Source organism: Zobellia alginiliquefaciens, assembly GCF_029323795.1.
Taxonomy (GTDB): domain Bacteria; phylum Bacteroidota; class Bacteroidia; order Flavobacteriales; family Flavobacteriaceae; genus Zobellia; species Zobellia alginiliquefaciens.
This window is the reverse complement of sequence record NZ_CP119758.1, coordinates 2,271,032-2,285,613: the sequence shown is the minus strand read 5'-3', so window position 1 is coordinate 2,285,613 and position 14,582 is coordinate 2,271,032. Positions and strand designations below refer to the sequence as shown.

Annotated in this window: 10 protein-coding genes; 2 read left to right on the top strand and 8 right to left on the bottom strand. The window is 38.7% G+C overall.

The genetic code is table 11. The features are described 5' to 3' along the window. Window positions 1-8: 8 nt before the first annotated feature. Both P0077_RS09670 and P0077_RS09665 read right to left on the bottom strand, forming a co-directional pair. A complete protein-coding gene (locus P0077_RS09670; RefSeq protein ID WP_276168973.1) occupies window positions 9-596 on the bottom strand; it encodes a hypothetical protein in 588 nt (195 codons plus the stop codon). Window positions 597-606: 10 nt separating this feature from the next. Then, window positions 607-1,191 carry a DUF3575 domain-containing protein gene (locus P0077_RS09665; protein ID WP_276168972.1) on the bottom strand — a complete coding sequence of 195 codons (585 nt, stop codon included), beginning with the start codon at window positions 1,189-1,191 and terminating at the stop codon, window positions 607-609. Window positions 1,192-1,344: 153 nt separating this feature from the next. Between P0077_RS09665 and P0077_RS09660 the strand changes: the two genes are divergently transcribed. Together P0077_RS09660 and P0077_RS09655 are read left to right on the top strand one after the other, a co-directional pair. After that, window positions 1,345-3,150 (top strand): M61 family metallopeptidase, encoded by a 1,806-nt coding sequence (locus P0077_RS09660; RefSeq protein ID WP_276168971.1) that lies wholly within the window; start codon window positions 1,345-1,347, stop codon window positions 3,148-3,150. A gap of 1 nt (window position 3,151) precedes the next feature. Continuing rightward, window positions 3,152-3,679, top strand: a complete 528-nt coding sequence (locus tag P0077_RS09655) for a GNAT family N-acetyltransferase (RefSeq protein WP_276168970.1) — start codon at window positions 3,152-3,154, stop codon at window positions 3,677-3,679. A 329-nt stretch (window positions 3,680-4,008) separates the two neighbouring features. On the opposite strand, the gene P0077_RS09650 is transcribed toward P0077_RS09655, so the two are convergent. From P0077_RS09650 to P0077_RS09625, 6 genes are all read right to left on the bottom strand, one after another. Then, window positions 4,009-4,287: a F0F1 ATP synthase subunit delta/epsilon gene (locus P0077_RS09650; protein WP_276168969.1), complete on the bottom strand. Its 279-nt coding sequence runs from the start codon at window positions 4,285-4,287 to the stop codon at window positions 4,009-4,011. Between the two features lie 70 nt (window positions 4,288-4,357). Further along, a complete protein-coding gene (atpD, locus tag P0077_RS09645) occupies window positions 4,358-5,866 on the bottom strand; it encodes a F0F1 ATP synthase subunit beta (RefSeq protein WP_276168968.1) in 1,509 nt (502 codons plus the stop codon). Between the two features lie 182 nt (window positions 5,867-6,048). Beyond that, the gene (locus tag P0077_RS09640) at window positions 6,049-7,710 is read right to left on the bottom strand and encodes an SGNH/GDSL hydrolase family protein (protein WP_276168967.1); all 1,662 of its coding nucleotides are present in this window, start codon (window positions 7,708-7,710) and stop codon (window positions 6,049-6,051) included. Between the two features lie 20 nt (window positions 7,711-7,730). Then, a complete protein-coding gene (locus P0077_RS09635; protein ID WP_276168966.1) occupies window positions 7,731-10,523 on the bottom strand; it encodes a TonB-dependent receptor in 2,793 nt (930 codons plus the stop codon). Window positions 10,524-10,718: 195 nt separating this feature from the next. Continuing rightward, a complete protein-coding gene (glmS, locus tag P0077_RS09630) occupies window positions 10,719-12,566 on the bottom strand; it encodes a glutamine--fructose-6-phosphate transaminase (isomerizing) (protein ID WP_276168965.1) in 1,848 nt (615 codons plus the stop codon). A 188-nt stretch (window positions 12,567-12,754) separates the two neighbouring features. Then, the gene (locus tag P0077_RS09625) at window positions 12,755-14,581 is read right to left on the bottom strand and encodes a DUF4270 domain-containing protein (protein WP_276168964.1); all 1,827 of its coding nucleotides are present in this window, start codon (window positions 14,579-14,581) and stop codon (window positions 12,755-12,757) included. Window position 14,582 lies beyond the last annotated feature (1 nt).

Genomic DNA, 14,582 nt, shown 5'->3' with positions numbered 1-14,582 from the left:
GAACTAGGCTAATCTTCTTCCGATACAACAAATTCTAAAGTAGTATCATCTATATCCGTAAATTGATGCGCTATGCTGAGAGAAATATTTTCGTTGTACAAATGGTGATAAAATTGACTTCTAAATTGAACATTCGAAAAATCTAATTTAAACTTTCCGCTTTCCGGTAAAATAATACCCACTTTAGATTCATAGGCGTCCTTCTGATCGTTGAGTTCCGCAATAGTGCCATAATTAGAATAGTAATAGTCTGAAGTATCCAGTTCCGTTGTTAACAGGTATTTTGAATCAATAGAGATACTTACATAAGTATTAGAAAATTCAGAAAATTTCTGTAAATCGAAGGAGTAACCAAACTGTTCAGCTTTTGTTGTTTCATAGACATCCAATAACTCGGAATAACCATTTTCTTTGAGATATCGGCTAAATTTCTGAGAGAAGAAGATGGTATCCCCTACCACATATTCATCTTCAGCTTCAAAAGTAAACGCGTCTAGTGCCTCTACATAAATATAGCTTGAACCGCCATCGTCATCGTGGTAACAACCTACAAGAAATAATCCCAAAAGCATTGCACCAATATATCTTAAACGCATAATTTCTGTATTAAAATCTATATCCTATTCGTATTCCCGTGCGAACAAAAGCAACATTTAAAAAGATATAATTTGTACTAAAGTTCGTGCGTATGCCCAATTGTGCTTCAACAACTAATCTGTTTTTCACAAATAAAAACCGATACCCATATCCTGTTCCCAAACCTCCTACTGTATAGGTTTTAGTGCCAATAGCATACACACCATAACCTTGGTCGTTAATAGTTCTAACATACCTCCCCGTTTCATCAACTTCCGATATAGACCCAAAAATTTCAAAAAAATGACTCTTTGTCTGTGTACCATTCAGATAAAGTCGCACAAATGGCATTATTTCAAAATTTGTAGTGCGATTATAGCTAGAATTATCAGTATCCAACTCTTTAATATCATCACCATAAACCGCACTTGAAACACCTACAGCCCATTTATTGGCTACAGTACGCTCATAGCTCATATCAAAACTCTGAACAATGGGCAATACTAAATTTGTAGAAAATTGATTTCTAAATATTTGCGGAGGTTCATCATCTTGTGCACTACCGCTTTGTAGAAAGCCAAAACTAAAGAGCACAAAACAAAGTATGTTTTTCATGGGTATATTTTAGACACTAAGCAGATACCCTGATTCTTAAACGGTTGCTTGTTTATTAAGTAAAATCTTACCTAAATATCCAACTTATCAATCTTTTCAAACCTAGGTAAAGCCTACATTAAGTATTATCTTGGCCATATTAAATTTAAATTAATGAAAGTCTTCTTTTCGTCCCTTCTGCTTATTACTATTAACATGCTTTCTAGCCAAACAAACAGCTACCACATTTCTTTTGAAAATGCTGTTCACCATGAGGCGGTGATTAATGGTAACTTTCCCCAACTAAAATCCGATACTATCGCTTTTCGCATGAGCCGCACCTCTCCCGGGCGTTATGCCCTACACGAATTCGCAAAGAATGTATATAATTTTAAGGCTACTGATAGTAAAGGGAAAAGCCTAAAAATTATTCGACCAAACCCGTATGAGTGGAAGGTCATAGGGCACGACGGAACTATAAATATTACGTACACCTTGTTTGCGAACCGTGGTGACGGTACTTATTCACAAGTGGACGAAACCCATGCCCACCTGAATATTCCCGCTACCTTTATGTACGCACCTACTTTAAGCGATAGAAAAATTGAGGTCGATTTTAAAGTTCGAAAAGATTTAGAGTGGAAAGTTGCCACACAGTTGTCATTGATCTCCGGCACCACCTATTCCGCGCCTAACCTCTATTATTTTATGGACAGCCCAACGGAAATCAGTAACCATTCCGTTCGTGAGTTCGAAGTAGAAAACACTGGAAAGAAACAAAAAATACGTTTTGTTCTCCACCATAACGGCACAGAAGAAGAACTTGATGCCTACTTTGAAAACGTAAAGAAAGTAGTTCTTGCCGAGAGGGACGTTTTTGGTGAATTACCCAATTTCGATTACGGCACCTACACATTTTTGGCCTGTTACATTCCAAACGCTTCCGGTGATGGTATGGAGCACCGCAATTCAACAATTCTAACAAGTACGCGCAGTCTTGCAAAGGGAGGCATGGAAGGGAATATTGGTACGGTTTCTCATGAGTTTTTTCATGCCTGGAACGTAGAGCGCATCCGCCCGGAATCTTTAGAGCCTTTTAATTTTGAGGAAGCTAATATGAGTGGTGCACTTTGGTTTGCCGAAGGTTTTACCAGTTACTACACCAATCTTATTCTTTGTAGGGCAGGAATTATAACACCTAAAAAATATGTAGAAGGTATTTCAGGAACATTCAACTACGTTTGGAACTCGCCAGCACGTCAATTTTTTAATCCAATAGAAATGAGCTACCAGGCTCCTTTTGTAGATGCGGCTACATCTGTGGACCCCGTAAATAGAGAGAATACCTTTATTTCTTATTATTCTTACGGAAGTGTTCTTGGTCTTGCTTTGGATTTATCGCTGCGCGAGGAAAAACTGAATCTAGACGATTATATGAAACTGGTCTGGGAAAAGTACGGAAAAACGGAAACACCCTATACAGTTAAAAACTTGGAACAAGGTTTAGCGGACTATGCAGGCAGTGATTTCGCTGACAGATTTTTTGATAATTACATCTATCAAAGTGAAATGCCAGATTACAATTCACTTTTGAAAACTGTTGGAGTTACCTTAATGCAAAATTCTGAAACACCTTACTTCGGGACATCCGTTTCCCTAAACGGAGATGGTCATGGTGAGGTACGGTCCAACCCAAAAATAGGTTCTCCAGCGTACGAAGGCGGACTTGACAAAGGTGATATTATCACCAACATAAATGGTAGTGGTTTCCCAGATGGCCAACAGTTTAGCGCTTATATTGAAAAATTGAAAGTAGGCGACATCTTAGAAATAGACTTCAACCGTTTTGGAATGAAAAAACAAACAAAGCTAACCTTAAAAGCTGACCCCGATTACAGTCTGTTTTTAATGGAAAAAAAGGATGAAAAATCTTCAAAAAAACAACTGAAGCAAAGAGAAGAATGGCTCAAATCGAAATAAAATGATTATCTACACCACGGCTACGACAGCTATTGAACTGGAACAAATTCTAGTACTCCAGCAGAAAAACCTACCTACTTCGGTTTCAGCGCAAGAAAAGGAGAAAGAGGGCTTTGTTACCGTAGTTCATAATTTTGAGATACTAAAAGCCATGAACGATGTGTGTCCGCATATCATCGCAAAATCCGGTGAACAGGTCGTAGCTTATGCGCTATGCATGCACCCAAAATTCGCCAATGAGATAGAGGTTCTTAAACCTATGTTCAAGGAATTGGATTGCACGGTTCCACTCATCACCAATTGTATCGCCATGGGCCAAATCTGTGTGGACAAGGCTTTTCGTAGGCAAGGGATTTTCAGGAAATTGTACGAGACTATGCAAGCTAAAACCCAGAAGAGCTTTAATTGTATTATAACTGAAATAGACGCAACCAACGCCCGCTCCATACAAGCACACTATGCGGTAGGTTTTAAGGAACTGAAAACGTATGATGCAGCCGATCAAGAGTGGAAAATTGTGTTTTTATAATAAAAATTGAGGATAACCTAATTTAGATCGTTACTTTGACAGCATAAGCAAGATGCTTGCGCCACAGGGCGGACGTCTGACTTCCCAATAAATTATCGATGCCCGAATAATAACACGCTTACAGCCCCTTAAAAAGACCATAGAAAGCTATTTCATCTTATTCTTTTCAACTCACAAGGCAATCAACAGCTATATTTTGGTATTCTTTCCTAAAAATTTATTCGAACAAACTTTAAGAAAAGTGGTAATAAGTACAAGGGTTAAAACACAGTCATAAAAAAAAGCCCAAAGATTAAAATCTTTGGGCTTTAGACTTTTAAAACGTATCGTTAATCAGCCAATACAATTACCCGATTATCACTCATTTCAACAGTTCCACTAGCAATGGGAAGTATTACCTTTCCGCTAGCATCCTTAGAGAATTTAGAGGCATACGCTTCTTCTATTTTTATATTGCCATCAACACGAACATTACCTTCTTGAAGCAAAGAAACTATAGCAGCGTGACCGTTCAAAATTTGAAACTCGCCATTCACTCCCGGTACGGTTACCGATGTTACTTCGCCTGAAAATAAAGTGGCTTCTGGTGATACAATTTCTAAATACATATTCTTAGTATTAAGTAGTTAGTCCAAAGTAAAAAGTACTTAATACTTATTACTTAGTTCTTGGTACTAATTAAGCTTCAGCTAACATTTTTTCACCAGCTTCTATTGCTTCTTCAATAGTTCCTTTAAGGTTAAAGGCAGATTCTGGTAGGTGATCTAATTCCCCGTCCATAATCATATTAAATCCTTTAATGGTTTCTTTAATATCAACCAATACACCTTTAAGACCTGTAAACTGCTCTGCTACGTGGAAAGGCTGAGAAAGGAAACGTTGCACACGTCTTGCACGACCTACTGCAGACTTATCTTCTTCAGAAAGTTCTTCCATACCTAGAATGGCAATAATATCCTGCAATTCTTTATAACGTTGTAACAACTCTTTTACACGTTGCGCACAGTTATAATGGTCATTTCCTAAAATATCTGCTGTTAAGATACGAGAGGTAGAATCCAATGGATCCACCGCAGGATAAATACCTAGCTCGGCAATCTTACGAGAAAGTACAGTTGTTGCATCTAGGTGAGCAAAGGTTGTTGCTGGAGCTGGATCCGTTAAATCATCCGCAGGAACGTAAACCGCTTGTACAGATGTAATAGAACCTCTTTTAGTTGATGTAATACGCTCTTGCATGGCACCCATCTCTGTTGCCAAAGTCGGCTGGTAACCTACTGCAGATGGCATACGACCCAAAAGTGCCGATACCTCAGAACCTGCTTGCGTAAAGCGGAAAATATTATCTACAAAGAAAAGTACATCTTTACCTTGACCTTCTCCCGCACCATCACGGAAATACTCGGCAATAGTTAATCCAGATAAAGCCACACGAGCACGAGCTCCTGGTGGTTCGTTCATCTGACCGAAAACGAAAGTCGCTTTTGAATCTTTCATGGCCGTTTTATCAACCTTAGTAAGGTCCCATCCGCCTTCTTCCATAGAATGCATGAAATCATCACCGTATTTGATAATACCAGATTCCAACATCTCACGAAGTAAATCGTTTCCTTCACGCGTACGTTCACCAACACCTGCAAATACCGAAAGACCACCATGACCTTTTGCAATATTGTTAATCAACTCCTGAATCAATACGGTCTTACCAACACCTGCACCACCAAATAACCCAATCTTACCACCCTTTGCATAAGGCTCAATAAGGTCAATTACCTTGATACCTGTAAAAAGAACCTCAGTAGAAGTAGAAAGGTCTTCAAATTTTGGAGCCTCCCTGTGAATTGGCAAACCATTTTTCCCTGATTTTGGCAACTCGTCCAAACCATCAATAGCATCACCGATAACGTTGAACAGACGACCATAAACATCGTCACCAACTGGCATTTGAATTGCGCTGCCCGTCGAAAGCACATCCGTTCCTCTACTTAGACCATCTGTAGAATCCATGGAAATTGTTCTCACAGTGTTTTCACCAACGTGAGATTGTACCTCTAAAACTAGTTTAGAACCATCTTTACCAGCGATTTCAAGAGAATCGTAAATTTTTGGAAGGGCATCTCCTGATTGGAATTCCACATCGACTACCGGCCCAATAATCTGGGAAACTTTACCTGTAACTTTTGACATTACTTTATTAGTTTATGAATTCAAATTACTTACTGTATTGAAAAACACCTTAATACACCTATGTTTTTCAGGCTGCAAAGGTATGTTTTTCAACTCGAATTGTAAACTACTTTTTATTCTTTTTTCAGCACAAAAAAAGACGCCATTAACTGGCGCCTTATAAAATGTAAGAAAAACAATGTCTATTGTAATGCAGGTGAGTAGTTCGTAGGATAATTTCCGATGTTGAACAATGAGCCCGATGCCTCAAAATTAGATTGATAAGCAGCATCGATAGCCTTCATAAATTCATTAGCGATTAGAGCATATCCTCTTGCGGTCAAATGCACACCATCTAAAGAAAAACCTCCACCTGTTACCAAATTGGCCGTTAAGGTAAAATCCCCATCAGTAACACCTCCTTGAGCCAAATCTTGTAATAGTTGGTTGGCGTCTACGAACGCTAAGCCAGCGGCAGAAGCGGCAGATGTAATCGTAGCATTAAACTGATCGGTAGCTATTTTAATTTCATCTTGTTCTTCTGGTGTTAACACCCATTTGTCACCTAAGGGCAATGTAATGCCTTCAACTGAAAATTGCCCTGCAACTGCAGGAGGCAGATCAGCTGCCGATAATACCGCAAAAGATTCTTCGTTTACCGTACCAATAACATTACTGCTAGGTAATACCAATAAATCGTTTTCCGTTGCCGGCCTTGTCTGCCCGTAAGTGCTACCCAAAAGATTAGCTACCAATGGAGCGGCATCCTCGGGCAAACCTAATTGTGTTACAAAGATAGGAAAAGCAGGGTTGGCATTAAAAGCGCCGGTAATCTGAGCTGAAATATCCGTTAATGACTCATCTTTAATTACTACTGCATTATTTAAAGAATCAGAAAACACTACTACACGTGCCGTTTCGCCCATCGCATTGTAAACCTGATTTAATGCCCCATAAACTGTATTTAAAGTTGGAACCTGAGCTGCAAAATCATTTTCCGCAGGATCTATTGGATCATGGGGAACGGTTGTAAAGTGCGGTATAGATGTTACGTATGGAATATTTGCCATTACACCTTTTGCACCACTTGAAGTTAGAGTGGTCACCAGTGTATTTATAGCAAAATCGAAAGTGGGTTGATCCGTTATGAGATTTGTACCATCTCCACCAGATAATGCATAGCCCAACACATCATTATTACCGATCCACAGACTAAAAAATGTTGGTGACTGAGCCATTGCCAACTCTAACACTGATGCATCGGGAGTGGCTCCTGTCATCCTAACGTAATAAGGATTGGCAAGTTCTGCAGCTAAATTGGCTACATTCCCATAACCAGGCGCTAACAAATGAAAACTCTTAGCACCAGGAACACCCATGTTATTGAACGGACCCGATGGATTGTCAACTGCAATATCAGTTATTGGTGATACAGGTGTTAAATCGTTTTCATCCGGATTAACTCCTAATAAATATGGTCCTGAATCGAAATCATCATCAGGGTTAGTATCACTATAAAAATAAAATCTTGGATCGGCAATTTGAACACCGCCTAATAAAAGTCCTCCAATGTTATCTTTAATTAATGGCTGGGTAAAACTGCCCCCACCTACAAGACTGAATTTTTGAGAAAGTAAATTAGGTAACGACGAGTTCTGACCTGCTTGAAATAATGCACCGTCCGTGAAACCCGCAGTCAAAGAATTTCCCAAAGAAACATACGTTGAAAAATCTGCTGAACCCGTATTTAATTCAGCAAGTGCCTCTGCCATTACTTCTGGCTCAAGGTCTACATCCTCAGGTTCATTACAAGCTGTAAAAGCCAAAATACCTAAAGAGATGTATATATATTTTAAGTTTTTCATTTCTACTTTAGATTAAAAAATTAATTATTAATAGTCCAAGATAAGTAGTACATAGACCCAATATACCCGGTACCGAACGCAGTGTAATATTCTTTACCAGTTAGGTTTGTACCTCCCAGTTTAAAGGAAGATTTAATACTTGGAACGTCATAATTGATTTGTGCATCAACTACATGAAACTCTGGAATAACGCCATTACCAAAAGTAGCTTCCCAGAAATAATCATCACTGAATCTGTATGACACGTTAAATCCAAAATTTTCAAATAACTGCTCATTTCCAAAAGATGCTTTGAACTTGTGTTCTGGAGTGTTGAAGTTCAACATTACATCTGGATTAGCATCACGATCAAAATCTAATTTTGTGAATGTGTAACTACCTCCCAAATTAAAATCTCCAAATACTTTCATGTTAAGCCCCAAAGAAGCACCATACGAATTAACATTAGCATCAGTATTAGTATACGTGCTATACGCTTGATAATCTCCGTTAGCTATTGCCGCTACCGAAAGTGCACCATCACCAACCTCTCCATAAAAAGGTGAAACAACTACTTCTTGAGAAATAAAATCTTTATAACTGTTATAATAGGTGCTAAAATCAATAACAAGCTTATCAACCTTACCTCTGTATCCAATCTCAAAAGAAGTCACTTTTTCAGGCTTAACTAAATCTGGATTGGCAACCTCTAGGTCCGCAGGGTTCCCTGTTTGTCCCAATGCAGTTACAGAAGCCGCAGAATACGAGTTGTTATAGGCATCAGCACCGGTTTGCGTAACGGAAGATGGCTGTTGGTATACAAGTTGACCCGTAGCGCTTACATCATAATCCCTAGAATACTGCTCCAAATTATCCGGTGCAGATCCCACCAAAATTGCCCTACCGGCATCCAAACCAATAAAAAGATCTTGAGTAGTAGGGTTTCTAAAACCCGTTTGCGCCGAAGCTCTAATGTTATGGTCTCTGTTTAAAGTATAACCAGCAGATATCCTAGGAGAAAGGAATCCGTCAAAAAACTCAGACTTATCATAACGAACAGACCCGGTCAACTTTAAACTTTTTTCTCCTGCCAGAGGCAAGGTCTTTTGGATTTGTGAATAAATTCCAAATTCAGAATAATCAATTGGACCGTCTTCCTCCGAATCTGTGTAAATGGTACCTAAGGAATTTAAACTATACTCCCTAAACGAACCCCCAACTTGAATTTCCGCCCAATCAATCAAATGACTAAAGTTATAGTTACCATCTGCATGGTAGTATTTAGATTGGTCGTAAAACTGTGAACCCTTACTCAAATCAGGGTCTTTAATAACTTTGTTAAAGGCAGCTTCAAATTCTGATGTTCCTGGCAAATACCTTCCTGACTCTGCTTGTGCTCTACCCGCAGCATGCGCCTGATCATCCGTAGCACCCGCCAAAGTTGCCTGCACATAGGCCCCTGTATACTCACCAAACCAGGTATTATCATCTTTCCAAGTTCTGTTGATATTAATACCAGTAAACACCATATCGTAAGAGTCACCTGCTTTATCGCCAACTACATACCCTCTCACGAAAAAATTATCATTTTTGATTTCAAGTTTATGCTGTTCCTGAAAAAACCCATCAATATTATACCTATTGGTACCTTGGTATATGGTGGTACCTGTACCCACCTTTCCAACATAGGAAATCTCCAAGTTACTACCCTCAATTGGTCTGTAATACAGACCCCAATCCGCTTTAATGCTTTCCGCATTATATTGCGTAAGATCACTTTCATTATAACCCGTTCTACTTACTATTTCCGAAGGCACCAAAGCATTCGCTCCAGCTGGTAGGACACCTAAACCTTCTAATGTAAGCGCTACTTCTTTAATGTTGGTAGAAACTTCATCTCCGTATACATTTACACCGTCATAATTCAAATTATCCCTTGTACCTCCTGGTGTATTCTTATCATCTATATTATTAGCCGCCCAATCGGTTCCTTTTAAATATCCGAAATTGACTTTACCTGCAAATTTATCGCTAAACTTATAGGCCGCTCGGATTCCGAAGTCCGTATACGAATTGTCTCCTGCAGCTTTTTGAGAAGTGATACCTCGTTTAACGGATACACTTATACCTTCATAATCAAAAGGATTTTTACTTCGCATAAACAAAATACCATTAAAGGCATTTGCTCCGTAAAGTGCGGACGATGCTCCAGGCAACAGCTCAACACTTAAAACATCCGGTTCAACCAAGCCTACTAAATTCCCAATAGGGAAGTTTAATGCCGGTGTTGAGTTATCCATACCATCAACAAGTTGCATAAAGCGGGTATTAGCGAAAGATGCAAAACCCCTTGTGTTTATAGATTTAAAGGTTAAACTGTTGGTATTGACATCAACCCCTTTTAAATTTTCAAGACCTCCATAAAAATCAGCAGCTGTACCGTTTTTTATTTCGGAAACACCAATTCTTTCTACAGTAACCGGCGATTCAAAAATTCGCTCTGGCGTTCTAGAAGCCGATATAACAACTTCATCTAAAAAGGTTTGAGACTCATCTATTACAATGGTCAGGGTTTGATTGTTAGAGGTGACTTCCTCTGTAGCATCAGAATATCCGATGCTGGTAATTCTTAACTGAAAAGGGGGTACTTCAGACGTTTGCAAATTGAAATTACCGTCAAAATCCGTTGTGGTGCCTATCGCTTTTCCTTCAATAACGATGTTGGCCCCTGGTACGGGCTGACTGTTCTGATCTACCACTTTCCCGTTCACCGTTGTTTGCGAAAATCCAAAGCTAGACGCCAACAGCAAGGCTAAAAATAGTATTGCTCTCATGTTAAGTTTAAGTTAAAAATGTTAGTAACTCGAAGTTACATTTTTTTTTCGACCAATAATCATAAAATGGAAAAAATTATGCATGCATAGTACTTTTTTCGTAAAAAACACTAGTCCAAATTACATATTCACTAAAACAAAACAGGTCCTGACGGATGTCAGGACCTGTAAAAACTTAAACTTTTCTAAAAAAGACTATTCCACTGTAACCGATTTTGCCAAATTCCTAGGCTGATCTACATTACATCCTCTCATAACCGCTATATGGTATGACAACAATTGCAACGGGATAGTTGTTAGCAATGGCGTAAGGCTTTCCAATGTTTCAGGAACTTCCACAACGTGATCTGCCAACTCTGTAACCTGCGTATCTCCTTCAGTTACAATAGCTATAATCTTTCCTTTTCTAGATTTAATCTCTTGGATATTACTAACCACTTTCTCATAATGCCCTTTTTTAGTAGCAATAACAAAAACCGGCATTTGATCATCTATCAAAGCAATGGGACCGTGCTTCATTTCAGCTGCAGGGTACCCCTCAGCATGAATATAACTGATTTCTTTAAGCTTTAAAGCTCCTTCCAAAGCAACAGGGAAGTTATATCCCCTACCTAAATACAAACAATTGGTAGAATCTTTATATACATCCGCGATGATTTCTATAAGCGCATTGCTCTCTAAAACCTTTTCTACTTTTGCAGGAATAGTTTCCAGTTCAGTCAAAAATTCATGAAATCTAGACTGGGAGAAAACACCTTTTTCTTTTGCCAGTTTCAAGGCTACTAGTGTAAGTACCGTGATTTGAGTAGTAAAAGCCTTAGTTGATGCTACTCCTATTTCAGGCCCTGCATGCGTATAGGCACCTGAATCTGTTTCTCTTGCAATAGAAGAACCAACCACATTACATACGCCAAACACATATGCTCCTTTCTCCTTGGCCAATTTTATAGCAGCCAAAGTATCTGCCGTTTCACCCGATTGCGAAATGGCTATAAGAACATCTTTATCTGTTATAACCGGATTTCTATATCTAAATTCAGATGCATATTCCACCTCTACAGGTATCCTTGCCAAGTCCTCAAATATATATTCGGCAACCAAACCTGCATGCCAAGATGTACCACAAGCAACAATAATTATACGATTGGCATTCATGAACTTTTCTATGTTCTCATCAATACCGGCCATTTTTATTAGCCCTTGCGCAGCTCTTAATCTACCTCTATAGGTGTCCAAAATTGCTCTTGGTTGCTCATATATTTCCTTAAGCATAAAGTGATCATAACCCCCTTTTTCTATCTCCTCTATATTCATTTTGAGTTCAAGGATATTAGGATATGCTACTGCATCATTCTTTATTTTACGAAGTTTGATTTCCTTTCCTAATCGAACAATGGCCATTTCCTCATCTTGAAGATAAACTGCATTATTAGTAAACTCTATAAAAGGAGAAGCATCCGAAGCAATAAAAAACTCGTCCTCACCAACACCAATGGCTAATGGACTACCAAGTTTTGCAACAACAATCTCGTCTGGTTTCTTAATATCAAAAACAGCAATAGCGTATGCACCTACTACTTCATTTAATGCTATCTGAACAGCTTTACCCAACTTTACATCCTCGGTTTTTTGAACCTCTTCAATAAGGTTTATTAAAACTTCGGTATCTGTATCAGATTCAAAAGTATAGCCTCTTTTAACCAACTCTTTCTTGATGGATTCATAATTTTCTATAATCCCGTTATGGATAATTACCAAGTCGCCAGAATTGGAGTAATGAGGGTGAGAGTTTGTATCATTTGGGACACCATGTGTAGCCCAACGTGTATGGCCTATACCAAGATTTCCTTTTAATGAAATAGTGCTTTCCGCCTTTTTCTTAAGGTCCTCCACCTTGCCTTTGGTCTTTGCCAAATTTATTTGTTCGCCATCATATACTGCAACACCGGCACTATCGTACCCTCTATATTCAAGACGTTGCAAACCTTTTACGATAATCGGATAGGCATCTCTATGACCTATGTAACCTACTATTCCACACATACTGTATAAGTTAATTTAAGTTGGGGAAAATAAATACTTTAGCGCAAATGTAATAGATGCTAGCCAAATCCCCCTAAAACACACCTATAAAACGAAAAATATCGTTAATTGGTATAGTAAGGAAAATCTTACCATCTACAAGTATAACTTCACGCAAATAAAATTAGAGTAGTTGTTTTGTATAAAAATTAGTTGGTTTCGGTATAGAAAATTTCAAGCTGCAACTTTTTATCTTCGTTAGCATCTACCGCACTACCATACAACACCGTACCTAAAGGGGACAACGTATTTGCAAGCGGCAACTCCCGTTCTTCTCCGTTCTCCAACATAGCATTTGCCACGGTACCTAAAAACAAACTAGGCGTAGTAGTAAGGCCTAACGTAACATTGTCCGCATCATTTAGAACAAGATTATTTATATACGTAGTAACATTGACCGTGTACTTCACCCCTTCACCATCACTAGAGGTTTCGATAATCCCTCCGTATTCCTCAGAAAGACCGTCTGCATCGGTAGCGGACAAAGGCAATATAGCATTAGTCTCAGAATTAAATAAATAAAGCCGTGGTGGTTCAACACCTAAATTTTCATCTGCAACATAAAATACAAGATTGGCATCATTTATAATCCAATTATTTGACTTTATCTCATTAATAACCTCTAGGCCATTCACTTCATCAAACAATTTGATTTCAGCAAAAGTTCCCGCACCACCCTTTAAATATATCTCTGATGCATTTTCACCCGTGTCTAACTTGTCTGTTATTTCAGGAGGGTAAACCTCGTTAACAAATGTGTTAACCGCGTTTCCATCCGTAGAAGCAAGTTGTCCCGTTGAAGTAAAAGAATCTCTTAAAAAATTAAGGACCAAATCTGTTTGACCTCCCTTAGCAGTAACGACACCTTCACTGTCTGCCGTATCATAGCTGTACGAAACCGTTATATTGGCCAATTTAAGATTGAACAAGAACATAACATCATTGCCTCCGGAAGAAACTGAAAAATGCAACCCCCGTAAAAACTCTTTAAAATTTGCCTGAGATTCAAGGTCCGTTGAACCTTCCTTATCTAAAATATTTTCTTGAAAAAAGACTTTATCCAATGCTACGCGAATGCCGGGAGACAAGTAGCTAAATTGAGTGGACTCATCAACATCTTCCGTGGATTCGTCATCAGTTTTTCGCAAAGGTATTTGTTCACTACTTATAACTATGGGCTCTGAACTCACCTCACTATCATAAATAACTTCATCTACAAAGGTTGGGGCAAATTCTTGAGAAGAATAGTACTCTTGAGCTTCCTGAAAATTTACAGAAGGATCAAGGTCTCTTAAAAAGTAAGTGGACCTCTGAACTTTTAAATTAAAACCTGGGTTAGGCATATTATCGCTATACAAACGACCATCCACATAAATACTATCTAGGTCAAATGTTTTAGCAAATTGATTCGCTACAAAATCGGTATCATCCGTATCATCGGACGCATCAAGGGGATTGGAGCCCCTTGAGTTTTCCTGACTATCCGTCAACCCCCCCTCATCAGTATCACTGTTAGGGTCTAAAGGCAAATCATCCAACTCATCAATAAGTCCATCTAAATCTGCATCGCCCGTAGGATTAGTCAAAAATGGAATATAAAGGTAAACTGAATCTATAGTTTCATTTTCAGGAATCTGAGTTACACTAGAAGGATCATCTTCATTTGTTTGTGTAGTTACTCCAAAAGTTGGATTTCCACTAGGAAGTAAAACCTGAGTAGTTACCTGTGCCTCTGTTTTCCCGTAGAGCGGATCATCATAAATTCCCAATTGATAAATTGGCAATCTATTGGTCGATACTGCTTTTATCTTTTTATTATAGGCAAAAACATCATAAACCGCCTTGTTATTCTTGAACGGCTCACCCCCAACCACTCCAGAACCAACGGTTGTTAAGTCTTCCTCACAAGATGCAAAGATGGTGACCAATACTATTACTGCAAGAGCAGGGAGCTTTAATCTGTTCAAAAAAATCATT

What these genes read in the sequence shown, in the direction of transcription:
- P0077_RS09670 (WP_276168973.1), bottom strand. Translation starts at nt 596, where the DNA reads ATGCGTTTAAGATATATTGGTGCAATGCTTTTGGGATTATTTCTTGTA.
- P0077_RS09665 (WP_276168972.1), bottom strand. Translation starts at nt 1,191, where the DNA reads ATGAAAAACATACTTTGTTTTGTGCTCTTTAGTTTTGGCTTTCTACAA.
- P0077_RS09660 (WP_276168971.1), top strand. Translation starts at nt 1,345, where the DNA reads ATGAAAGTCTTCTTTTCGTCCCTTCTGCTTATTACTATTAACATGCTT.
- P0077_RS09655 (WP_276168970.1), top strand. Translation starts at nt 3,152, where the DNA reads ATGATTATCTACACCACGGCTACGACAGCTATTGAACTGGAACAAATT.
- P0077_RS09650 (WP_276168969.1), bottom strand. Translation starts at nt 4,287, where the DNA reads ATGTATTTAGAAATTGTATCACCAGAAGCCACTTTATTTTCAGGCGAA.
- atpD (WP_276168968.1), bottom strand. Translation starts at nt 5,866, where the DNA reads ATGTCAAAAGTTACAGGTAAAGTTTCCCAGATTATTGGGCCGGTAGTC.
- P0077_RS09640 (WP_276168967.1), bottom strand. Translation starts at nt 7,710, where the DNA reads ATGAAAAACTTAAAATATATATACATCTCTTTAGGTATTTTGGCTTTT.
- P0077_RS09635 (WP_276168966.1), bottom strand. Translation starts at nt 10,523, where the DNA reads ATGAGAGCAATACTATTTTTAGCCTTGCTGTTGGCGTCTAGCTTTGGA.
- glmS (WP_276168965.1), bottom strand. Translation starts at nt 12,566, where the DNA reads ATGTGTGGAATAGTAGGTTACATAGGTCATAGAGATGCCTATCCGATT.
- P0077_RS09625 (WP_276168964.1), bottom strand. Translation starts at nt 14,581, where the DNA reads ATGATTTTTTTGAACAGATTAAAGCTCCCTGCTCTTGCAGTAATAGTA.